The organism is Nisaea sp. (assembly GCF_040217065.1).
Classification (GTDB): Bacteria; Pseudomonadota; Alphaproteobacteria; order Thalassobaculales; family Thalassobaculaceae; genus Nisaea.
In genome coordinates this window covers 380639-401049 of the sequence record NZ_JAVJNX010000010.1, presented here as the reverse complement: position 1 = coordinate 401049, position 20411 = coordinate 380639, and the positions used below count along the sequence as shown (strand labels likewise).

24 protein-coding genes and 1 other RNA gene are annotated in these 20411 nt (G+C 64.8%); 5 read left to right on the top strand and 20 right to left on the bottom strand.

The window, feature by feature from the left end; all coding sequences use genetic code 11:
- Positions 1-33: 33 nt before the first annotated feature.
- Entirely contained in the window at positions 34-1119 is a 1086-nt protein-coding gene (locus tag RH950_RS17940; protein WP_350059103.1) for a DUF2125 domain-containing protein, read from the top strand.
- On the opposite strand, the gene RH950_RS17935 is transcribed toward RH950_RS17940, so the two are convergent.
- From RH950_RS17935 to RH950_RS17915, 5 genes are all read right to left on the bottom strand, one after another.
- Positions 1096-2064, bottom strand: a complete 969-nt coding sequence (locus RH950_RS17935; protein ID WP_502889812.1) for a prephenate/arogenate dehydrogenase family protein — start codon at positions 2062-2064, stop codon at positions 1096-1098. The genes RH950_RS17940 and RH950_RS17935 overlap by 24 nt on opposite strands.
- Before the next feature lie 2 nt (positions 2065-2066).
- On the bottom strand, positions 2067-3191 hold the full coding sequence (gene hisC, locus RH950_RS17930; RefSeq protein WP_350059101.1) for a histidinol-phosphate transaminase: 1125 nt from the start codon (positions 3189-3191) through the stop codon (positions 2067-2069).
- A gap of 63 nt (positions 3192-3254) precedes the next feature.
- Positions 3255-4046 carry a chorismate mutase gene (locus tag RH950_RS17925; protein ID WP_350059100.1) on the bottom strand — a complete coding sequence of 264 codons (792 nt, stop codon included), beginning with the start codon at positions 4044-4046 and terminating at the stop codon, positions 3255-3257.
- A 215-nt stretch (positions 4047-4261) separates the two neighbouring features.
- Complete coding sequence (locus tag RH950_RS17920) at positions 4262-4546, bottom strand: putative quinol monooxygenase (protein WP_350059099.1); 285 nt, start codon at positions 4544-4546, stop codon at positions 4262-4264.
- Entirely contained in the window at positions 4543-5325 is a 783-nt protein-coding gene (locus RH950_RS17915) for a class I SAM-dependent methyltransferase (protein ID WP_350059098.1), read from the bottom strand. Before RH950_RS17915 ends, RH950_RS17920 begins: the two co-directional genes overlap by 4 nt.
- A 126-nt stretch (positions 5326-5451) precedes the next feature.
- Between RH950_RS17915 and gloB the strand changes: the two genes are divergently transcribed.
- Genes gloB through RH950_RS17900 form a run of 3 tightly spaced genes read left to right on the top strand, consistent with a single transcriptional unit; the run spans position 5452 to position 7339 of the window.
- Positions 5452-6222: a hydroxyacylglutathione hydrolase gene (gene gloB, locus RH950_RS17910; protein ID WP_350059097.1), complete on the top strand. Its 771-nt coding sequence runs from the start codon at positions 5452-5454 to the stop codon at positions 6220-6222.
- A 54-nt stretch (positions 6223-6276) separates the two neighbouring features.
- Positions 6277-6888: a glutathione S-transferase gene (locus RH950_RS17905; RefSeq protein ID WP_350059096.1), complete on the top strand. Its 612-nt coding sequence runs from the start codon at positions 6277-6279 to the stop codon at positions 6886-6888.
- 7 nt (positions 6889-6895) lie between these two features.
- Positions 6896-7339, top strand: a complete 444-nt coding sequence (locus RH950_RS17900) for a cupin domain-containing protein (RefSeq protein WP_350059095.1) — start codon at positions 6896-6898, stop codon at positions 7337-7339.
- Here RH950_RS17900 and RH950_RS17895 read toward each other — a convergent pair.
- From RH950_RS17895 to greB, 15 genes are all read right to left on the bottom strand, one after another.
- Positions 7336-8949 carry a glycosyltransferase family 4 protein gene (locus RH950_RS17895; RefSeq protein ID WP_350059094.1) on the bottom strand — a complete coding sequence of 538 codons (1614 nt, stop codon included), beginning with the start codon at positions 8947-8949 and terminating at the stop codon, positions 7336-7338. The two genes, RH950_RS17900 and RH950_RS17895, sit on opposite strands and share 4 nt — an antisense overlap.
- Complete coding sequence (yddG, locus tag RH950_RS17890; protein ID WP_350059093.1) at positions 8946-9863, bottom strand: aromatic amino acid exporter YddG; 918 nt, start codon at positions 9861-9863, stop codon at positions 8946-8948. The genes RH950_RS17895 and yddG overlap by 4 nt, the downstream gene beginning before the upstream one ends.
- A 3-nt stretch (positions 9864-9866) precedes the next feature.
- Entirely contained in the window at positions 9867-10454 is a 588-nt protein-coding gene (gene recR / locus RH950_RS17885; RefSeq protein WP_350059092.1) for a recombination mediator RecR, read from the bottom strand.
- A gap of 30 nt (positions 10455-10484) precedes the next feature.
- On the bottom strand, positions 10485-10808 hold the full coding sequence (locus RH950_RS17880; protein WP_028466059.1) for a YbaB/EbfC family nucleoid-associated protein: 324 nt from the start codon (positions 10806-10808) through the stop codon (positions 10485-10487).
- Between the two features lie 4 nt (positions 10809-10812).
- Positions 10813-12627, bottom strand: coding sequence for a DNA polymerase III subunit gamma/tau (locus RH950_RS17875; RefSeq protein ID WP_350059091.1), 1815 nt, complete (start codon positions 12625-12627; stop codon positions 10813-10815).
- An 86-nt stretch (positions 12628-12713) separates the two neighbouring features.
- Complete coding sequence (locus tag RH950_RS17870) at positions 12714-13991, bottom strand: lipase family protein (protein ID WP_350059090.1); 1278 nt, start codon at positions 13989-13991, stop codon at positions 12714-12716.
- A 180-nt stretch (positions 13992-14171) separates the two neighbouring features.
- Positions 14172-14269: signal recognition particle sRNA small type (gene ffs / locus RH950_RS17865), an RNA gene on the bottom strand.
- A 61-nt stretch (positions 14270-14330) separates the two neighbouring features.
- The gene (locus RH950_RS17860) at positions 14331-14651 is read right to left on the bottom strand and encodes a hypothetical protein (RefSeq protein ID WP_350059089.1); all 321 of its coding nucleotides are present in this window, start codon (positions 14649-14651) and stop codon (positions 14331-14333) included.
- A gap of 24 nt (positions 14652-14675) precedes the next feature.
- Positions 14676-14894, bottom strand: coding sequence for a hypothetical protein (locus RH950_RS17855; protein WP_350059088.1), 219 nt, complete (start codon positions 14892-14894; stop codon positions 14676-14678).
- Positions 14895-14906: 12 nt separating this feature from the next.
- Positions 14907-15344, bottom strand: coding sequence for a hypothetical protein (locus RH950_RS17850; protein ID WP_350059087.1), 438 nt, complete (start codon positions 15342-15344; stop codon positions 14907-14909).
- 125 nt (positions 15345-15469) lie between these two features.
- On the bottom strand, positions 15470-16390 hold the full coding sequence (locus RH950_RS17845) for an NAD(P)-dependent oxidoreductase (RefSeq protein WP_350059086.1): 921 nt from the start codon (positions 16388-16390) through the stop codon (positions 15470-15472).
- 3 nt (positions 16391-16393) lie between these two features.
- Positions 16394-16774: a carboxymuconolactone decarboxylase family protein gene (locus tag RH950_RS17840; RefSeq protein WP_350059085.1), complete on the bottom strand. Its 381-nt coding sequence runs from the start codon at positions 16772-16774 to the stop codon at positions 16394-16396.
- 144 nt (positions 16775-16918) lie between these two features.
- A complete protein-coding gene (locus RH950_RS17835) occupies positions 16919-17602 on the bottom strand; it encodes a gamma-glutamyl-gamma-aminobutyrate hydrolase family protein (RefSeq protein ID WP_350059084.1) in 684 nt (227 codons plus the stop codon).
- Positions 17599-18582 carry an amidoligase family protein gene (locus RH950_RS17830; protein ID WP_350059083.1) on the bottom strand — a complete coding sequence of 328 codons (984 nt, stop codon included), beginning with the start codon at positions 18580-18582 and terminating at the stop codon, positions 17599-17601. Before RH950_RS17830 ends, RH950_RS17835 begins: the two co-directional genes overlap by 4 nt.
- Positions 18583-18593: 11 nt before the next feature.
- Positions 18594-19148 (bottom strand): transcription elongation factor GreB, encoded by a 555-nt coding sequence (greB, locus tag RH950_RS17825; protein WP_350059082.1) that lies wholly within the window; start codon positions 19146-19148, stop codon positions 18594-18596.
- Between the two features lie 142 nt (positions 19149-19290).
- Between greB and RH950_RS17820 the strand changes: the two genes are divergently transcribed.
- A complete protein-coding gene (locus RH950_RS17820) occupies positions 19291-20325 on the top strand; it encodes a trans-3-hydroxy-L-proline dehydratase (RefSeq protein ID WP_350059081.1) in 1035 nt (344 codons plus the stop codon).
- Positions 20326-20411 lie beyond the last annotated feature (86 nt).

Sequence of the window (20411 nt, the reverse complement as noted above, 5' to 3'; positions counted from 1 at the left end):
TCTTTCGGGACACTCGGAAAGTGATTGCACCAGATGCACAACGAAATAACCACACCACCGGCTCCGCACAAGCGCCCGCGACGCATCGGTACCGTTCTTTCCTTCGTGCTGGCCCTGGCGGTTCTGACCTATGTCGGCAACTGGTTCGCCGCCGCCTTCTGGCTGGAAGGCCGGATCGAGGACTGGGCCGCCGCGGAACGGGCCAGGGGCAACGAGGTCGTGTTCGGCGACTTGCGCTTCGAGGGCTTCCCCTTCGCCATGAGCATTCTTGCCCCGGATGCGCTGTACCGGCGCCACCGGGGCGCCGTGGTTGAAACCGTGACGGCCGAGCGGCTCCGGCTGTCCGCCAGGCCATGGGCGCCGCTCGACATGACGCTGACGGCGGAACGCGGCCTGACGGCAAGCCAGGCGGTTCCGGACCGCGGCACCCTCGTCACCCTCACGGCGGCACCGGACACACGGGTCGATGCCTATTTCCACAGCTCCGGCGTTCTGAAACATGCCCGGCTGAGCGCGGCCGGCGGCCGGCTGGTCTCGGCCCGCGACGGGGACCCGGCCGGGCCGCGCGAGGCGGCCCGGGTCGGCGCGACGACGGCGACGCTGGATCAGGCCGACGCCATTGTCAGCCACATGGATGCGGCCGCGGTTGTCAGCCTGACCGCCGCCCGCGTCGAAACCCCGGCCCTGAGACAACTGGGGACGGACGCGGACCATGCCGCCCTGTTTCTCGAGGCGACGTTGCGCGGCGCACTTTCCGGCACCGGCGCAACGGATCTCGCGCTGTGGCGGGATTCCGGCGGCACCGTCGATATCGACCGGCTCACCCTGTCGATCGATCCGGTGGCGCTGAAACTGAACGCGACCTTCGCGCTGGACCGGCTGCTGCGGCCGGAGGGCGCCGGCACGCTGGAGATCAAGGGCTTCGACGAGGCCCTCGAGGACCTGGTCGGGGCCGGTCACCTGAAACGGGACGCGGCGGAAATCGCCCGGCTCGTGCTGGGCGCCTTCAGCCGCAACAGCAGTGCGGACGGAACCCGCATCGTCAGCATGCCTGTGGCAGCGCAGGACGGGCGCGTCAGCGCCGGCCCCTTCACCCTATTCCGGTTTCCCGCCCTCTGAGCCCGGCTCCTTGCCATTGGCAGCCGGTCCCCAGGGGTTGGTGCCTTCCTGGTGGGCCTCGACGACGCTGCGCCGGACTTCCCGCGTGCGCTCGAAGAATTCATACAGCTTGTCGCCCTCGCCCCAGCGGATCTGCCGCTGCAGGGCGGTCAGGTCCTCGGTGAAACGCTGCAGCATCTCCAGCACCGCTTCCTTGTTGTTCAGGAAGATGTCGCGCCACATGGTCGGGTCCGAGCCGGCAATCCGGGTGAAGTCCCGGAAACCGCCGGCGGAGAACCGGATCACGTCCTGCCGCTCCTGTTCCTCCACATCGAAGGCCGTGCCGACGATGGTGTAGGCGATCAGATGAGGCAGGTGGGAGGTCAGGGCCAGCACCTTGTCGTGATAGGCCGCGTCCATCACCTCGACGATGGCGCCGACCCGTGACCAGAGCGCCTCGACCTTCGCAATCGCGCCGGGATCGGTCCCCTGCTCCGGCGTCAGCAGCCAGAAGCGCCCCCGGAACAGCTCGGCAAAACCGGCGTCGGGCCCGGATTTCTCCGTCCCCGCGACCGGATGGCCGGGCACGAAATGCACGCCCTCCGGCACCAGCGGCGCCACATCGCGCACCACCGCCATTTTCACCGACCCGATATCGGTCAGGACCGCGCCCTGCTCCAGGTGCGGTGCGATCTCCGCCATGATCCCGGCATAGGCGCCGACCGGTGCGCACAGCACGGCGCCATCGGCGCCGGTCACGGCCTCGCCGGCTGTTTCATGCACGCTGTCGACGATGCCGAGCTCAAGCAGCCGGGCACGGACCGCCGGGTCCCGGTCGAAGGCCGCGAGATGGGCCGCGCCATTGCCCGCCTGCCTTACGGCGCGGGCGATGGAAGAGCCGATATTGCCGACGCCGATCAGCGCCAGCCGCCTGAAGACAGGCTCGTCCTGCGAAAGATCTGTCATGCTCATGATGCCGGCCTTTCCTTGCCGAGAAAGTCCGCCAGCGCATCGACCACGGCGCGCATTTCCTCGCCGGTGCCGATGGACAGCCGGACCGTGTCGGGCACGCCGTAGCCCGCCATCTCCCGCACCAGAATGTTCCGGTCCGCCAGAAATGCGCGGGCCGCTGCGGCATTGCGCCCCTCTTCTTCCGGGAAACGCAGCAGCAGGAAGTTGGTCACGGTCGGCAGCGCCTCAAGACCGAGCTCGGCGAACTTCTCCACGCTCCAGGGCAGCCAGCGGTTGTTGCTCTCGACCACCGCTTCCTGAAAGGCCAGATCCTCGACCGCGGCGATCCCGGCCGCGATGGCCAGCGAGTTCACGCCGAACGGCTGCTTGATGCTTTCCAGCGTCGCCGCGATGTCCTTCGGCGCATAGGCCCAGCCGAGCCGCAACCCGGCCATGCCGTAGAGTTTCGAGAAGGTCCGCAGCATCACGACATTGTCGTGCGCCTCAACCAGCTCGATACCGCTGTCGAAATCGTTCTTCGTTACGTATTCGCAATAGGCGGCGTCCATCACCAGCAGGATATCGTCCCTGAGCCCGGCCCGCAGGCGTTTCACCTCATCCTGCGGGATATAGGTGCCCGTCGGATTGTTCGGATTGGCCAGGAACACCATGCGGGTGCGGTCGCTGACGGCGGCGAGGATGGCATCGACGCTGACCGTATAGTCATCGTCCGGCGCCATCACCGGCACACCGCCGGCGATCCGGGTCGCCATCGGGTAGACCAGAAAGCCGTATTGGGTGTGGATCGCCTCGTCGCCCGGCTCGAGATAGGCGAGGCAGAGGGTCTGGATCAGCTCGTCGGAACCGCAGCCGAAAACGATGCCCGCCGGATCGATGCCGTTGCGCTTGGCCACCGCCTCGGCCAGCCGGCTGGCGGCGACGGCAGGGTAGCGGTGCAGGTCAGGGTCCGCCATGTGCATGGCCGCCAGCGCCTTCGGGCTCATGCCGAGGGCGCCTTCGTTGGCGGACAGGCGGATCACCCGTCCGGACCTGGTCGCGCCGCCGTGGTTCGGCGTGTAGCTGACCATGGTCGCGATGGAGGATTTCGGTTTGATCGACGATGTCTGATTGTTCGAAGACATGAGTTTTTCAGTTCAAAAAGCGTACAAGGAGATCGAAGCCGGGTCCGGCGGCGGGCCGAGAAATCAGCCGGCGTGAACCGGGACCGCGTAAGCGCCGATGCGATAATAGGGCACCTCGCCTTCGCGGCCGCCCAGATGTCGCTCCAGCCCTTCCGGGATCTCCAGGAACCCGTCCTGCTCGATCAGCCGGTAGCCGTCGCCTGCATCAATCGTCTCGCCCGCGATCTCGACGCCGTCGCGCACGGCGAACAGGGTCTTGTCCTCACCGGAGGCTTCCGGCTCCTGCCCGGCGACGATGAAGGCATCGCCGGCGAAGCCGTTGACCCCGACGGCAGCACCGGTCTCGCAAAAAGGAAGCCGCGCAATGATGCGCGGCGTCGCCAGACCGGGTCTGTCGGAGCACAGCTGCGGCCACCATCGGGCGGCCGTCATCGGAAAGCCGGGCAGCACGCCGAGCGTGGCGGCGCCATTGGCAACCGCGTCCAGCACGGCGTCCGCGCTGTCCATCCGCTCGATCGTCGCCGAAATCCCGCAATGGTCGCGCGCCAGATCATAGACCTTCTCGGCGCCTTCCGGCAGGTAGACGGCGGCATGGACATGGGTCTGCATGTTCAGGTTGGCGCTCAGGATCTCGCGCCAGAACCGGATCAAGGTCGGGATGTTCAGGTAGGATTCGTTCCGCGCGACAAGGCGGCGGATGATCTGCGCCTCGCGGCCCGGGCGGAAATAGGGACCGCGATCGCCGCCCTTGGCATCGGCGACCTGCTTGCCGATCTCGACACGGCGCATCAACAGATCGTGCAAAGCCACGTCGATCCCGTCGATCTCCCGCCTCAGATCATCAAGCGTGCTCACCGGACCAGCCTTCCAATCGAACCCCGAACGGGTCCTGCCGGACCCGGAAAAAAGAAATGCACCGCACGCCGTTATTCCGCGCGCGGCGGCTAGCAATAGCCGTGGCAGGCGCCGAATTCAAGCAGGCTGAGAACCGGTTGGCGGAAATTGGCCATGACCCGCAGCCGGGCGGTTACCCGGGCAACCGCCGTCTTTATGCTGAAGATGCCGCCCGGTCAGGCAATCTGATCGCAGATCGCCAGCACCCGGTCCTTGATCAGCGGCGTCGAGAATTCCCGGAAATCGGCCATGAAATCGGCCGCCTTGTGTTCCTCGAACGCCGCCATGTCGGTGTAGGTTTCCCAGAGCTGGAAGGCGCCGGGATTTTCCTGGTCGCGGGCGACAAGGAAGCCCTTGCAGCCGTCCTGGGTCAGGCTGTTGGCGGCATGTTGCTTCAGCCGGGCCTCGAAAGCGGCGGCATCAGTCTCGGCAACAACCAGTTTCACGGCGATCACGATCATGTCTGTTTCCCTCTCTGTAAATTTCCAGCCATGCGGCCATGGCCGCCGGCAGTATTCAGGGCCGGCACACGGCGGCCCGGCAGCGGCAGCAATTGCCTGATTTTCACCGCCCGCCCCTTCGGCCGGGCATAGATCTGTTTCGTTGCCTCGATCAGTACCACGCCTGAGAACCGGTTGAACCAGCGCTCGCCGAGTTTTTCCACGGCGGAGGCGGAGCGCAGCAGCAACGGCGAGTTCGACGGCGGCATGAACAGCGCATGCGCGGTCAGGGACGGCGCGAACATATTGTCCTTCAGCAGGCGCGAGAGCTGCGAGGGGGAATAGGGATGGCCGTGTCCGAAGGGGGTGCGGTCGAGCCGGGCCCAGATGCCACGCCGGTTCGGCACCACCACCAGCAGCTTGCCGTTCCCGGCCAGCACCCGCCAGATCTCCTGCAACATGGGCCGGAGCTGCTCGGTACATTCCAGCGCATGGACCAGCAGCACCCGGTCGACGGAGACATCCTGCAACGGCAGCTCGGCCTCGTCGGAAAGGCAGACCAGCCCCTTGCCCTCGCGCGGCCAGTGCAACACGCCCTGTTGCGAGGGCATCACCGCGATCACCCGCTCCGCCTCGTCCCGGAACGGACGCAGGAACGGCGTGGCGTAACCGAGCCCGAGCACGGTCTCGCCCTTGGTGTTCGGCCATAGCTCACGGATACGGCGGCGGATCATCCGCCGGGCTACCTGCCCGACGCGCGTACCGTAAAAATCCCAGAGATCGACTGCATCGTTGAACATGTTCCATACCGGCAGTTCACATGTCGCGAAGGGATCATAGTCGCCCGCTTGGCCGCGTCAAAAGGTTGATGCTACGGTCCCGCCTGCGTTTTCACGATGCCCCACCGGATTCCAAGGAGCGAAGCAATGGCACGTCTCGAAGTGGTGCTGGTCCCCGCCAGATCCGACAATTACGTCTACCTGCTGCATGATTCGGACAGTGGCGCGACCGCCGTGGTCGATCCCGGCGAAGCGGCGCCGGTGATCGCGGCGCTTGAGGCACGCGGCTGGAAGCCGAGCCACATCATCAACACCCATCATCACGGCGACCATATCGAGGGCAACGAGGCGGTGCGGGCCAAATATGGCTGCACCCTGGTCGGCCCAAAATCGGAGACGGCGCGGATATCCGGCATGGATGTCACGCTGGCAGAGGGCGACAGTTTCGAGTTTGCCGGGCACAAGGCGGAAATCTTCGAGACGCCGGGCCACACGCTGGGCCATATCGCCTTCTTCTTCCCCGACTCGGATATCCTGCTCTCCGGCGACACGCTCTTCGTGCTCGGCTGCGGCCGGGTGTTCGAGGGGACGATGGAGCAGATGTGGGATTCGCTGAAAAAACTGCGCGCCCTGCCGGCGGCGACCCGGATCTATTGCGGCCATGAATATACCCAGTCGAACGCCCGCTTCGCGCTTTCGGTCGATGGCGGCAACGCCAGACTGAAGGCCCAGGCGGCGGAGATCGACCGGCTGCGGTCCGAAGGCAAGCCGACCGTGCCGTCAACGCTGGGCGACGAGCTGGAGACGAATCCGTTCCTGCGCGCCGACGATCCGGCGCTGGCCGCCGCCATCGGCATGGCGGGCGCCGATCCGGTCGCCGTCTTCACCGAAGTGCGGCATCGCAAGGACAATTTCTAAGCCCCATATCGGGGCGCGCCGGCTTGAGCCGGTTTTCCAAGGGAGCGAACATCAATGAAACTGTTTTATGCACCGGCATCCCCCTTCGTCCGGAAGGTCATGGTCTTCATCAAGGAGCTCGGGCTTGAGGACAAGGTCGAGCTGGTCAAGATCTCGACCACGGTGATCGACCAGAACGCGGACCTCGCCGCCAGCAACCCGGTCACCAAGATCCCGACCCTGGTGATGGATAACGGCAAGGGACTGTTCGATTCCCGCGTCATCACAGCCTATCTCGATTCTCTCGTTTCCTCGAAGTCCCTCTATCCCGCCGAGGGCGAGGCACGCTGGGACGTGCTGTGCATGGAAGCGCTGGCGGACGGCCTGATGGATGCCGCCGTGAACAACCGCTACGAGCGCGGCATGCGTCCGGCGGACAAGCAGTGGGACGCCTGGAGCGACGGCCAGGTGAAGAAGGTCCATGGCGCGCTGACAGCGCTCGACGGCATGGCAGCCTCCTTCGGCGACAGGATCGATGCCGGTATCGTCGGCGCGGCCTGTTCCTGCGGCTATCTCGACTTCCGCTATCCGGATATCGGCTGGCGCGAGAGCTATCCGGCGCTCGGCGCCTGGTACGCCAAATTCTCCAAACGCACGTCGATGCAGGAAACCCAGCCGCCGTCATGAGCCGGGCATGAGCACATCGGACTGGAAAGCCATCGTCGCAAAACTCGGGATGCAGCCGCATCCCGAGGGCGGCTTCTATGCCGAAACCTGGCGCGACGCGCCGGGTGACGGCAGCCGCGGTACGGTAACCCAGATCTATTATCTGCTGCCGGTCGGGGAAGTCTCCGCCTGGCACCGGGTCACGGATGCCACCGAAATCTGGCATCATTACGCAGGCGCACCGCTCGTCCTGACCCTTTCACCGAACGGTCATGACGCGGAAGCGCATCATCTCGGCCCCGACGTGCTGGCCGGTCAGAAGCCGCATATCGTGGTGCCGGAAGGCTGGTGGCAGGCAGCGGAAAGCCTCGGGGAATGGACGCTGGTCGGCTGCACCGTGGCGCCCGCCTTCGATTTTTCCGGCTTCGAAATGGCCCCGCCGGACTGGCGGCCGACTCCGCGCCGTCGCTAGACCCGCTCGACCACACCCATCTTCAGCAGCCAGGCCAGCGCCCGGAAGGTCCGGGCCGCTTCGGAGACAGCGGCCTCGGGCAGCGCTTGCTGCATTTCCATGGCCCCCTGCCGGCGCATGGCGGCAACCAGCGCCCGCCCGTCTTCAAGCGTGCGCGCGTCCATGGCGCTGATCGGACTTCCTGCCAGGCGCTCCAGCAGCGCTTCCGCCGCGTCGACCGGCTGAACCTTGAAGCCCTGGCCGATGCTCTCACTGGCGAATCCCGCGAAGGTGCGGAACGGGTCCGCGACCTGGGGACTGGGTTTTGGCTCCTCTTCGGTATGGAAGGCCCGGCGCTCTTCCAGCTCCTGCCAGAGCGCCTCATAGGCGCGCACGATCACCGGCCAGTCATAGGTCTGGAGGGCCCGTCTCCGGGCCGCCTCCCCCATGCGCCTTGCCACCTCCGGCCCGGCCGCAAGGGCGGCGAGAGCCTCGACCGTCTTCGGGATATCCACGGCCACATGCTGGGCCACGACACCGACATGCGCGTCGTAATCGTCCTGCTCGGCCGCCAGACGCCAGGCATATTCATAGCCCGCACCGGGCGGCGGAATCAGGGTCGGGATCAGGAAACCGGTCTCGCCATGCACCACCGTATCGCGATAGCCGTCCCAGTCGCTGACCACCGTCGGCAGCCCGGCGGCCATCGCCTCGACCGGTGTCAGCCCGAAACTCTCCTGCACATTATCCGCCAGCGAAACGAAGACGTCGGATGCGGCCAGCACGGCGGCTTTCACCGCCGGATCGCGGGCATCCGCCTTCACCACCCGGACATGCGGCGCAAAGCTTGTCGCCGCCGCATCGAAGGCCGCCTCGGTTTCCGGATTGTAGTACCAGCCCGCCTCGATCAGCGTGACCGGCCGGCCAATCCTGGCCGCCAGCATTTCCAGCGCCCGGTAGAAGGGCGTCGGATGCGCCTTGGTGTGATAGCTGAGCCGGCCGAGGAAGAGCGCGACGAAACTGTCTTCGGCGATCCCCTGCGCCTGGCGAAAGGCCGCGCCTGCTGCCGGATCGATGGCGGAAAGGCTGCCGACATCGACCCCGAGGGGAATGACCGGCAATTGCGGCTGGAAAACCGGCTTCCGCCCGACAATATCGCCGAGCGCGTCGGCATGGCCGTCGGCCAGCGAGCGGACCAGGTCCCGGATCGGCTCGGACGCACAGATCAGCGCGTCCCAGCTGGCCATCGGCGCCACCAGCATGTCGCGCACCGCGTCCTGGGCGCGCGGCGAAGCCATGGCGTGCGTGACACCGGTCAGGGAATAGCGGCCGCGGCCGATCAGGCGGCGATGCCAGGCCCGCTTCACCAGCGCCGGTCCCGGCATGAACAGCCCGCCATGGTCGGCCAGCTTCCGGGGCTGATGCGACGGCACATGGGTCAGGGCACGGCCCGTCGGAAACGCCGCCCTGAAATGCTCGAAATCGGCTGGTGTTGCATGCACCGGGACCGCGCCGTCCTTGCCATGGGCGAGATAGGCGGAGATGAAACCGGCATTGGCGACCTGGCGGCCGACCAGCCGGGACGGGTCTCCGGTTTCGGCGGCGAAATGAAGTGCGGTGCGTCCGATCATTTTTCCTCCTCCATGGTCAAGTGTGGCCCGTGCCGCCGGAAGATCATGTCCCGTGAGGCCAGCACGGCGCCGCCGACAATCAGCAGGCAGGCGAGGGCGACCACCGCCGTGAAGGGCGCCAGCCCGACCAGGATAAGCAGGAGTGTCGACAGCAGGGGCGCCGCATAGGACGCGGCACCCAGCGCCTGGATGTCGCCGCGCTTCACCCCGTAATCCCAGGTAAAGAACGCGCCGCCCACCGGGCCGAGCCCGAGCAGGGCGACCGCACCCCATTCCATCGCACCGTCCGGCCAGACCGTCTCTTCGAACGCCAGATGGCAGAGCAGGCCGAGCAGGGCCGCGACGGCGCAGAACCCGCCGACGGCCTCGGTCGGAACGGAACCGAAACGGCGGGACAGGACGGAATATCCGGACCAGGTGACGGCGCAGATACAGGCCGCGCCATAGCCAAGGCTGTAGCGCGGATCAAGCTCCAGACTTTGGCCGCGCGTCACCAGCAGGGCCGCACCACCAAGCCCGAGCAGCGCGCCCGCGAGATGGAACCAGCGCAGCCGCTCCCCCGGCAGCAGGGCCGAGAAGACAACGATCAGCAGCGGCCAGAGATAGGCGATCAGGCTGGCCTCGACCGTCGGCGCATTGTCGATCGCGACGAAATAGAAGAAATGGTAGCCGAACAGCCCGCCGACCCCGAGCAGCCAGACCATCGGCTTCTGACGCATATGGGCGAGCGGGTTCTCCCCCCGGACCAGCCAGAACACGCAGGCGATCAGGGTCGCCACCGTGAAGCACATGGCCAGAAGCTGGAAGGGCGGCACCTTGCCGGTGAGCGCCGTGAACAGGGCCAGAGCGGCCCACATCAGCACTGCGGTGAAACCAATGGCGGTCGCCTTCAGGCGCGTTGCACGCTGGTCCATATCCTAGAGAGCCCGGCGGGCCTTCAGGGCCTGGGTCAGGGTTCCGTCATCAAGGAAATCCAGCTCTCCGCCGACCGGGACGCCGCGCGCCAGGCGGGTGATGGACACATCGAGACCGGCCAGCCGGTCCGAGATGTAATGGGCGGTGGTCTGCCCGTCGACAGTGGCATCCATGGCCAGGATCACTTCGCTCACTTCCGGCGCCCCGGCGCGCGCGATCAGACGGTCAAGATTGAGATCGTCCGGCCCGACGCCGTCGAGCGCAGACAGCAGGCCGCCGAGAACGTGGTACCGGCCGGTGAAGGCGGCGGCGCGCTCCAGCGCCCAGACATCGCCGACATCCTCGACGACACAGATCACCGAGCCGTCGCGGTTCTCCTCCCGGCAAATATGGCAGGGGTCACTGGCATCGAGATTGCCGCAGACCGAACAGTCGCGCACCGCTTCCGCCGCGGCGCCGAGAGCCTCGGCCAGCGGGTGCATCAAGGTTTCCCGTTTCCGCAACAGATGCAGCACGGCCCGGCGGGCCGAACGCGGGCCGAGGCCCGGCAGCTTCGCCAGATAGTGCATGACGCGGTCGAGTTCATCCATCGCGAGACTGTCCTGCCGGCCGCTACCGGATCAGAACGGCAGCTTGAAGCCCGGCGGCAGGGGCAGCCCGCCGGTCAGCTTCTGCATCTCGTCCTGCATCTTTTCGTCCGCCTTCGCCTTGGCGTCGTTTGCGGCGGCGATGATCAGGTCTTCCAGCACCTCGGTATCGGCCGGATCGACGAGGGAGGGGTCGATCTTGATGCCCTTCATCTCGCCCTTGCCGGTCATCCGCACGGTGACCATGCCGGCCCCGCTGGAGCCCTCGACCTCCAGCTCCTGCAATTCCGCCTGCATTTCCTGCATGCGTTCCTGCATCTGCTGCACCTGTTTCATCATATTGCCGAGATTTTTCATCTGCTCATGCCTCGTTCGCTTGGCTGTCCTCGTCGCTGTAAGGGGCGGCCTCGCCGGCAGCCTCCTCGGGGATCTCCCTGACGAGCGGTCGAATGGCTTCTATCGTGCTTTCGGGGAAGGCTTCAAGCACCGCCGCGACGACCGGATGCTCGGACACCGATTTCCGCTTCGCCGCCTCGGCATTCTGCTTGCGCTCCGCCAGGGTGTGGATGTCCTCGTCGCCCGGCACGGCATCGCTGGCCTCGACCGTCCAGGGAATGCCTGTCCACTGCTTCAGTCTGGCTGCGACCTGGCCCGGCAGAGTGTCCGGCGCTCCCGGATCGAGCACGATTTCCAATCTGCCCGCCTCGGCCGACACCGGCCGGACCGAGCGGCTGAGCTGGGCGTGCAACAGGGCTTCACGATGCTCCTCGAACAGCGCGACAACCGCCTCGAAAGTCTCGGGGACGGCGGGCGCGGCCGGCGGTTCCGGCGCCGCCGGGGCGGAAGATGCCGGTCGTGGTCGTGCTGCTGCCTGTGCCGGTGCCATGGCGACCGGAGCCGCGCGTTCCGTCTGGGATGCCGTCTGGTCTTGCGCGGCCGCCGGTTGGCGTCCCGGAGCCGCGTCAGGCTTTCCCGCCTTGATCGCCTTTACCAGATCGCCGGGCGGCGGCAGGTCCGCCGTGTAGGCCAGCCGGATCAGCACCATCTCGAGCGCCGCCAGGGTCGAGGGCGCGCCTTGCACCTCGCCGAGACCCTTCATCAGCATCTGCCAGGCCCGCGCCAGGATCGGCAGCGTCAGCGTGTCGGCGAAGGCAACGCCGCGGGTCCGTTCCAGCTCGGAAGCGCCTTCCAGCGCCGAGTCGCGGGCTGTCTTCAAGCGGGTAATCAGGTGCGTCAGATCCAGCAGATCCTGCAGCATGACCACCGGATCCGCACCTGAGGCATACATCGAGCGGACATCGCCGAGCGCCTCGGCGATCCTGCCGCCCATCACCTTCTCGAACAGATCGAAGACCAGCGCCCGGTCGGCCAGACCAAGCATGTCCTGCACCTGGGCCGCCGTGATCCTGCCGTCCGACAGCGCCATCGCCTGGTCGAGGATCGAAAGACCGTCGCGGGCCGAGCCGTCGGCGGCGCGGGAGATCAGCGCCAGCGCCTCCTCGTCCGCCTCTACATTTTCCTTGCCGCAGATCGTGCCGAACAGCTCCATAAGCTCGGAAACATCGAACCGGCGCAGATCGAATCGCTGGCAGCGCGACAGCACGGTGATCGGCACCTTGCGGATCTCGGTGGTCGCGAAGATGAATTTCACATGCTCCGGCGGCTCTTCCAGCGTCTTCAGCAACGCATTGAAGGCATTGCGGGACAGCATGTGCACTTCATCGATGATGTAGACCTTGTAGCGGGCGGAAACCGGCTTGTAGCGCACCCCGTCGATGATCTCGCGGATATCGTCCACGCCGGTACGCGAGGCCGCATCCATCTCCATCACGTCGACATTGCGGTCCTCGGTGATCGACCGGCAGGGATCGCATACCCCGCAGGGCGTCACGGTCGGCCCGCCAGTGCCGTCGGCGCCGATGCAGTTGAGACCCTTGGCGATGATCCGGGCAGTGGTGGTCTTGCCGACCCCGCGCACGCCGGTCAGCACGAAGGCATGGGCCAGCCGGCCGGAGGCCAGCGCGTTGCGCAGGGTGCGGACAAGCGCGTCCTGGCCCTTCAGGTCGTCGAGGGTCTGCGGCCGGTATTTTCGCGCGAGCACACGGTATTCGGCCGGCGGCGTAGCACCGTCGCCCGCGGGGCCATCAATGGTCTCTGGAGGTGTCTGATCGTCCATGCGGGGGATCATAGGGGAGAGGCGGAAGCCTGGGAAGCGACCCGAGCCAAAACTCGTTACGGCCGCTCTTGAAGGCTCACCACACGCTACGATTCCCTGGCCTGATTGCGGTCATTTGCAAGGAAACGCAGCTTTTCGCGGTAGATCAGCATGCCGTGACTCTTGACCGGGACGAACCAGGACCGGATGAGCTGCTGACCGATCCACATGATCCGGTCGATGACCGGAGGGTTCGAGAGCAGATTGACGTCGCTGAACCGGCCGCTTTCGACGTCCGTCAAATACCGCTGGTCCCCGTAGTGACGATACCCCTCCAGCCGGTCCAGCCCTCTCGCCAGCCTCTCGAAAAGGCGGGAAACGGGCGGGAAGACATATGACGTTGCCCATTCGAGCCCCTGGCAGAGTTTGATCGGGATCACCATGACAGGCGGAACACGGGGCACGATATCCGCGGAATTGACCACCCGGAACACCGGGGTCTTCACGTTCTCGAAGAACTCGTAATTCGCAATGCGCGGTGCCCCGAAGGTATAGCAGGCGCCGCACATATCGCTTTTCATGAGGACCGTCATGAGCAGCGCCAGGGCGCCTCCCAGGGAATGACCGGTGAGAAACAGCGGAAGCTGCTGGCCCTTCTCGTCCACACCCTTGGTCTCGAGGATGACCCGGAGGCGACTGATCGCCGTCTGTCCGTGGCTATCGGTCTTCTTGGTAAGTGCGTTCAGGAATCCCGAATGCACTTTCTTCGTTCCTCCTTTCGCCGTCACGCCATACTCGAACGGTGTGGCATCCGCATCGGTCAGCCAATCCGAAACCTTCTTCTCGGTACCGCGAAAGGCGACCACAACAAATGAATGTCCATCGTCATTCCGCGGCAGGCGCTTGCAGACGAATGCCTGGGTTTCCGCGACATTGATCGTGCCAAGCAGCTCAAAGCCTCTGGACTCCAGAATCGCGCGCAGAAAATCCTCGCTGTCGATTCCCTGAAGCAGGAGCCGATCGGCAAAATCACCGAGCCATTTCTCGATCTTTTCCGAATCGCCTCCGGCAATCAGGGAAAAGCTCTTCGCCGCCTCGGCGATCCGCGCACCGGTTCCCTCGAATTCGTAATAGGCCAGCGCCGACAGTTCGGCGAGCACATAGGCCATCCGGTCGCTGTAGGCCGGTCTTTGAGTGGGCGGGGACAGAAGTTTTTCATCGGAAAGATAGTCCGCATCCCTCTTCCCGTCCGCCTTGGGTCGACGCAGGAACGAGAAGATGCCGCTGCCCAGCAACACGGAACCCAGTCCGCCCAGGACGGAAGCGATTTCCGGGTGATCGCCGATCAGCCCCGAGACGGCGGACAGAAAACCATTCTCGTCCATGGCAGAACCTCAACAGGCAAACGGTGTTGACCGTCAATACACTATTGATGGCAACCGATGAATGGAAATACATTTTTAACATGTGTTTTATTCTATGGCTTTCCCGTTGCTGAAGGGCAAGCTGATAGCGGTATCCGCCCGATCAAGCAGGCAGAATACGGATCATCCATGTGGAGGAGAGGTGGAAGACTGGGAAGCGACCCGAGCGAAAACTCGTTACGGCTGCTTCCTTCCGGACCTGACCGGATTGGCGAGGAGCTCGTCCGTCCCAGCCTTCCGAGCGTTCTATATCGGGGGAACGGGGCGGAATGCAAGGGGAATGCTTCGGACACACCGGCGCTAAAGTGCCGGGGATCCCCTCAAAATCCCGAGAATTAAGGAAACGCAAAGCGAGATGAATGCAGTAGATCCAAAGACGAAAATCATTCCCGCTTTTGAAACCTCGTCGGTCAAGGCGCCCTTGGCCCGAAGGTCTTCCTGAACAGCCAAGAAATACTCTCTAAGGATACCGAGAGCTCCTCCGAGCAGAGCAATCAAGGGGCTGGCCCACTTCCCGGCAATGGCAGCAAGAAAAATGACGACCACAAGCAAGATCAGCAGAAAACCGATCCATCGATTGTTAACGAAGAAGAATGGGTTGTATCCGTTTCGGGCCGCCATTGCGGTTATTCCCCGCGAATAGCCTTAAGGACCGCTGATGGGAGTCACCACACTTTCAGTCTCAATCTCGGGCTCCAGCACGGTCAGATCAGGATACTCCAAGACAAGCTCCTGATATCGCGCGCGAATTCTATTCGCTTCTGCCGCGAAAGAGGGATGCTTGGCATGAAAGTCCGCAAAGAATTGCGACGCGGGAACAGTGTCCAGCGCTTCGGGGATGAAAATTGTCGTGCGCTTTTTCATAGTCATATCCTATCACAAATCCCAGTCGATGTGATTGACGCCTGTTCCGAGCGTGTTCCGCATCAGGGCGACAACACCTGTTACGGCCTCCACCCGCGCCTGCCTGGTGTCGGACACGAGACCTGTGAGCACATGCCTCGTCGAGACACCATCCTGGTCCGGCGGCTCTTCCCAGACGAGCAACGCAGATCCGTGAAGGACATGGCGCACCCTTTGGTCATTCAGCCAGTCAAAGAGCCGGAGAAACAGGGTGTCGTTCCTGGATTTCACGAAATACACCGCATGTACTTCACCATTCCAGAAATGGACGTGCGCATAGAGAGTTGAAGGCGGCAGGGGGCCGTTCTTGAGCACCCCATCCACAATCAACTTGTAAAAACCGGCCGCCGTTTCTCCGATCTGGAGAGCGAACGCTTCATAACCGGTCTGGCTGATCTTAACCCGCCACATTCGCTGATCATGCGGGTCCTAAAGATCAAAACAAGCACAAGAATAGAAAAACACGCAAAACGTGCTTCCGATCTTCGCCCCTTGCGATAGCCGGACGGCCAGAGAAACGACGGCCAGAGAAACAGTCAGCCCTTGGTCGGCGGCAGCGTCTCTCCGTTCCGCTCCTCCCAATACTGGATCGCGGCGGAATGGTCGCTGCCCGGATGGGCGTCGTTGAAGTCCTTCCAGATGCCGGTCAGCAGTTTCAGGATCGGCATGTCCTGCCCCTGAGATTCCGCAAGACCGGCGGCGATGCCGACATCCTTGGTCATCAGGGCGGTGGCGAATCCGGCGTCGAACTTGCGGGTCAGCACCGAGGGCTTGAACTTGGTCTCGGTATTGTTGCTGCGGCCCGTCGAGACATTGATCACGTCGATCATCACGCTCGGGTCGAGGCCGAACTTGGCGCCGACCAGGATGGCCTCGTTGGTGGCGCTCAGCGCGATGGCCGAGAGATAGTTGTTCAGGCATTTCATGGCATGGCCGGAGCCGAGCGGGCCGGTGCGGATGACCACCCGGCTCATCGGCTCCATGATCCCCTCGGCCGCATCCAGCGCCGCCGCATCCTCACCGCCGAGCATGATGGCGAGGGAGCCTTCCTCGGCCCGCCAGGTGCCGCCGGAGACGGGCGCATCGCACAGCACGATGCCCTTCTCCTTCAGGGCCGCGCCGAGCGCGACCGTGCCGGTCGGCTCCGACGAGCTCATGTCGATGGCGACGGTGCCGGATTTCATGCCCTTGGAGGCATTGTCCGCGCCGTCGACAAGCGCCATACGGGCCGCCTTGCCGTCCGGCACCATGGTGACGACGATGTCGGAGGCCGCGCCAAGCGCTTCCAGGCTCGGCGCCACCTCGCCGCCGATCTCGCCCGCGAATCGCTGGGATGTCTCGGGCCTGAGATCGAAGACGCGGACATCGTAGCCCGCCTCGACCATGTGCCGGGCCATCGGCCAGCCCATCATGCCGAGGCCGATCCAGCCGACGACTGGTTTGCTGTCGGAAGCCATCGCTCAGACCCCCTGTTCTTTGAAGACTTCGCGAGCGATCTTGAAAGCGCTGACGGCGGCAGGGAAACCGGCATAGGTCGCGACCTGGATGAAGATCTCCGCCATCTCGTTCTTGGTCACGCCATTGTTCAGCGCGCCGAGCAGATGCAAACGCAACTCATGCTCCCGGCCCATCGCCGCCAGCATGGCGAGGTTCAGCATGGAACGGGTCTTCAGCTCCAGCCCGTCCCGGCCCCAGCAGGCGCCCCATGCATGGGTGGTGACGAATTTCTGCAGGATCATCGAGAACTCGTCCGCATTGTCGAAGCTGTTCTCGACATATTCCTTGCCGAGCACCTTCTTGCGGGTCTCCAAGCCTTGTTCGAAAAGCTGATCCAGGTCCATGTGACGCGTCCTCCGTTGATTTTGTCAGATTGTATACGAGAGTAATCAGCCCGGACCCGGCTGACCAGCGAGCCCGGCGGAACAAGCCGATGTGCCAAACGGCAAGAAAGCGCGAAGATCAGGCTCGGTTGTCAGGCCCGGATGTCAGGCCCGGGCGTCGAAGGCGGCGCGGATCAATGCCCGGTAGAGCCGCTGCTGGGGCCGGTTGAAGATCAGGAATTCCGGATGCCACTGAACGCCGACCAGAAGCGCGCCATTCTCGCTCTCGATGCCCTGCACCATGCCGCGCCGGTCCCTGGCGGAGGCTTTAAGTCCCTCACCCAGCCGGTCGACTGACTGGTGATGAATGCTGTTCACCTGGCACCAGCTGACGCCGAGCATCCCGTGCAGACGCGAGCCCTTGTCGATATCAATCCGCTTTACCGGCAGCGGCGTGCGCCGGGCGCGGGAGCCGGGATAGGCCTCGGAAATCTCGCTGTGCAGGTTGCCGCCGAAAAACACATTCAGCATCTGGGCGCCGCGGCAGATGCCGAGCACGGGCCGCTTTCCACCCTTGAAATGCTCAAGCAGGGCGAGCTCGAAGGCATCCCGCTCCGGGTCGATTCCTTCCACGATGGCGACCTCGTTGCCATAGAGCGCCGGCGCGAGATCGCTGCCGCCGCCGACGATCACCCCGTCGAGCGCATCGGCATCGAGCGGCCGGTCCGGCCCGAGCCGAACGCTGCGACCGCCGGCCCGCCAGACGGCGAACCGGTGGAAGAACAACGGGATCAGGCCGGATTTGCTGGAGGTGGAGATCCCGATCAGCGGGCGGTCTTTCTTGCTCATTCGACGCCGAACAGGCGCCGCAGGCGCCCCGGCAGGCTGGCGTCGGCGGCGATACGATAGGCGGTGATGGCCGCGCCGAGCCGCTCCTCGTCTGCCGCCAGTTCCTCCACGGTGACCCACCGGTTCCATTCGGTCGCCGCCGACCAGTCGGGGTCGCCGAGATCGGCGTTCGGCAGGCGGTAGTGATAGGTCGGGCGCGGCTTGATCAGGACGTCGCCGACCCGTTTCTCCACCAGCTCCCGCGCCAGATGCGCGAACAGCGGCAACATGTCGAGCTCCCTGTTCCGGGTCGGGTTCATGGCGAGGTAGTCCTCGATCATGCGCTCAAGCCCGGCCGGATAGTCAGGCGAGAGGATCGTGCGTGCGTAGCTCTCCGGAAAAGGCGCGGTATGCGGCAGGATCCGGCGGGTGATATCCACAGCCACCGCGTCCCGGAGGCTCTCCGACCGCAGCAGGTAGGCCTGCAGCACATGCAGGATTTCCTCCGGCGACCCGGTCGCCACTTCCACATTCAGATGCAGCCCGAACGCATAGAGAGCGCTCTCGCGCGTGCCGAGGGCGCCATGCGTCCGCAGCAGCGCAAAGGTCTCGTCCAGGTCGCCAAGCCGGGACCACGGAATGGGCGGAAACACGATCTCGACCGGCACCAGCCCGGTCAGCGCGTCCCCGAGCGGACCGCGCCAGCCGTCGGGAATCTCGAAATCCTGGAACAGGGAATTCGACCCGCCCGGATCGGTATCGTCGCCGTCTTTTCTGTGCACGTACTGAACGTCGAGCTCGACGATTGTCTCGCCCCATTCCTCATGGCGCAGGAGGGTGCGGTGCGCGTCGACCTTCTCCGCCGCGCCACCGAAGGCCTCCTGCAGCAGCTCCACCGTCCGTTCCACCGACAAGCCGGCGAATTCCAGCTCGACGCCGACATTGCGCTCCTCGCCCTTCGCATTCTTCGCGACCGGCGGTTGTTTGGGATTTGACGGCATCAGTGCTCCGGCTATCTGGTCTCGTAGGAAATTCCGGTCACCTCGACCGATTGCGGCCCGCGCGGCGTGCGGACTTCAACGACATCGCCGATCTCCGCCCTCAGCAGCGCCCGGGCGATCGGCGAGACCCAGCTGATCTCCCCGCGATCGAGATCGGCCTCATCGATACCCACGATACGGATGGTGCGTTCCCTGTCATCCTCATCAGCATAGGTCACCGTCGCGCCGAAAAAAACCTGATCCTTGTTCGGCTGCTGCAGCGGATCGACAATCTCCGACGCTTCCAGACGCTTCAGCAGGAAGCGCATCCGGCGATCGATCTCGCGCAGCCGCTTCTTGCCATAGATGTAATCGCCGTTCTCGGAGCGGTCGCCGTTTCCGGCGGCCCAGGACACGATCTCGACGACCTTCGGACGCTCTTCCCGGCGCAGATGCTTCAGCTCATCCTGAAGTGCCTTGAAGCCGCGCGGGGTGATGTAGTTCTTCACGCCTTTCGGGGACGGGTCGGGGATCTCGTCCTCTTCCTCGAAGTCGCTGTCGTTTTCCTTGACGAAGGCTTTGCTCATCTCTGCTTTCTGACCGTCTTTCCCATCGGCGCGCCAACACCCAGAATGCAGGCATAGCGTTCCCGACTCAAGCAGGCCTATTGCCCGGTCCGGCCTCGTCATGCGCTACTATCCGGAAATAGCGCAGGGACGGAAAAGTTCCATGAGAAGTACGAAACAGGTTCATGTGGTCGGCTGCCATGCCGCGGGCGAGGTCGGCGATGTGATTGTCGGCGGCGTCGCGCCACCGCCGGGCGAGACGATCTGGCAGCAGGCCCGCTGGATCGCCGAGGACGGAACACTCAGGGACTTCATGCTGAACGAGCCGCGCGGCGGCGTCTTCCGGCATGTGAACCTGCTGGTGCCGCCGAAGGACCCTTGCGCCGCCATGGGCTGGATCATCATGGAGCCGGTGCATACCCCGCCCATGTCCGGCTCCAATTCCATCTGCGTCTCCACCGTTCTGCTGGAGACCGGCATCGTGCCGATGGAAGAGCCCGTGACCCGCTTCATGCTGGAGGCGCCCGGCGGGCTGGTCGCCATCGAGGCGCAGTGCCGGGACGGCAAGGCCGAAAGCATCACGGTGCGCAACCATCCCTCCTTCGCCGCCGCCATCGATGTGCCTCTGGAGGTGGAGGGGTATGGCACCCTGACCGTGTCGACGGCCTATGGCGGGGACAGCTTCATCATCGTCGACGCGGACGCCCTCGGCTTCGCCATCCGGCCGGATGAGGGCCGCGCACTTGCGGATCTCGGCGTCCGCCTGACCCGCACGGCAACAGAACAGCTCGGCTTCAGCCACCCGACGAACCCGGACTGGCGGCATATCTCATTCTGCCTGTTCGCCGGCGCGCTGAGCGAAGGCGAGAAGGGGCTTGAGACCCGGCATGCCGTCGCCATCGAGCCCGGCAAGATCGATCGGTCCCCGACCGGAACGGCGCTTTCCGCCCGCATGGCCCTGCTTCGCGCCACGGGCCGGATGCAGGTCGGCGACCGGCTCACCGCCCGCTCCATCATCGACTCGAGCTTTACAGGACGCATCGAGGAAGAGACCGAACTCGGCGGTTTGCCGGCAATCACTCCCTCGATCACCGGCAGCGCCTGGATCACCGGGACCTTTCAGTATCTGCTCGATCCGACAGATCCCTGGCCCGGCGGCTACCGGGTGGGCGATACATGGCCGCTCGGAATGACGTGACGGAATGCGCCGGCTGGTGACCGCGCCGGAACTGCTCTCGAGAATCCAGTGAAGTCATTGATCCGAGGGGGGCTCGCCGCTCCCGG

What these genes read in the sequence shown, in the direction of transcription:
- RH950_RS17880 (WP_028466059.1), bottom strand. Translation starts at nt 10,808, where the DNA reads ATGAAAAATCTCGGCAATATGATGAAACAGGTGCAGCAGATGCAGGAA.
- gloB (WP_350059097.1), top strand. Translation starts at nt 5,452, where the DNA reads ATGGCACGTCTCGAAGTGGTGCTGGTCCCCGCCAGATCCGACAATTAC.
- RH950_RS17935 (WP_502889812.1), bottom strand. Translation starts at nt 2,064, where the DNA reads ATGACAGATCTTTCGCAGGACGAGCCTGTCTTCAGGCGGCTGGCGCTG.
- RH950_RS17875 (WP_350059091.1), bottom strand. Translation starts at nt 12,627, where the DNA reads ATGGACGATCAGACACCTCCAGAGACCATTGATGGCCCCGCGGGCGAC.
- hisC (WP_350059101.1), bottom strand. Translation starts at nt 3,191, where the DNA reads ATGTCTTCGAACAATCAGACATCGTCGATCAAACCGAAATCCTCCATC.
- RH950_RS17845 (WP_350059086.1), bottom strand. Translation starts at nt 16,390, where the DNA reads ATGGCTTCCGACAGCAAACCAGTCGTCGGCTGGATCGGCCTCGGCATG.
- RH950_RS17895 (WP_350059094.1), bottom strand. Translation starts at nt 8,949, where the DNA reads ATGATCGGACGCACCGCACTTCATTTCGCCGCCGAAACCGGAGACCCG.
- greB (WP_350059082.1), bottom strand. Translation starts at nt 19,148, where the DNA reads ATGAGCAAAGCCTTCGTCAAGGAAAACGACAGCGACTTCGAGGAAGAG.
- RH950_RS17830 (WP_350059083.1), bottom strand. Translation starts at nt 18,582, where the DNA reads ATGCCGTCAAATCCCAAACAACCGCCGGTCGCGAAGAATGCGAAGGGC.
- RH950_RS17855 (WP_350059088.1), bottom strand. Translation starts at nt 14,894, where the DNA reads ATGAAAAAGCGCACGACAATTTTCATCCCCGAAGCGCTGGACACTGTT.
- RH950_RS17850 (WP_350059087.1), bottom strand. Translation starts at nt 15,344, where the DNA reads ATGTGGCGGGTTAAGATCAGCCAGACCGGTTATGAAGCGTTCGCTCTC.
- yddG (WP_350059093.1), bottom strand. Translation starts at nt 9,863, where the DNA reads ATGGACCAGCGTGCAACGCGCCTGAAGGCGACCGCCATTGGTTTCACC.
- RH950_RS17870 (WP_350059090.1), bottom strand. Translation starts at nt 13,991, where the DNA reads ATGGACGAGAATGGTTTTCTGTCCGCCGTCTCGGGGCTGATCGGCGAT.
- RH950_RS17905 (WP_350059096.1), top strand. Translation starts at nt 6,277, where the DNA reads ATGAAACTGTTTTATGCACCGGCATCCCCCTTCGTCCGGAAGGTCATG.
- RH950_RS17835 (WP_350059084.1), bottom strand. Translation starts at nt 17,602, where the DNA reads ATGAGCAAGAAAGACCGCCCGCTGATCGGGATCTCCACCTCCAGCAAA.
- RH950_RS17920 (WP_350059099.1), bottom strand. Translation starts at nt 4,546, where the DNA reads ATGATCGTGATCGCCGTGAAACTGGTTGTTGCCGAGACTGATGCCGCC.
- RH950_RS17900 (WP_350059095.1), top strand. Translation starts at nt 6,896, where the DNA reads ATGAGCACATCGGACTGGAAAGCCATCGTCGCAAAACTCGGGATGCAG.
- RH950_RS17860 (WP_350059089.1), bottom strand. Translation starts at nt 14,651, where the DNA reads ATGGCGGCCCGAAACGGATACAACCCATTCTTCTTCGTTAACAATCGA.
- recR (WP_350059092.1), bottom strand. Translation starts at nt 10,454, where the DNA reads ATGGATGAACTCGACCGCGTCATGCACTATCTGGCGAAGCTGCCGGGC.
- RH950_RS17820 (WP_350059081.1), top strand. Translation starts at nt 19,291, where the DNA reads ATGAGAAGTACGAAACAGGTTCATGTGGTCGGCTGCCATGCCGCGGGC.
- RH950_RS17915 (WP_350059098.1), bottom strand. Translation starts at nt 5,325, where the DNA reads ATGTTCAACGATGCAGTCGATCTCTGGGATTTTTACGGTACGCGCGTC.
- RH950_RS17840 (WP_350059085.1), bottom strand. Translation starts at nt 16,774, where the DNA reads ATGGACCTGGATCAGCTTTTCGAACAAGGCTTGGAGACCCGCAAGAAG.
- RH950_RS17940 (WP_350059103.1), top strand. Translation starts at nt 34, where the DNA reads ATGCACAACGAAATAACCACACCACCGGCTCCGCACAAGCGCCCGCGA.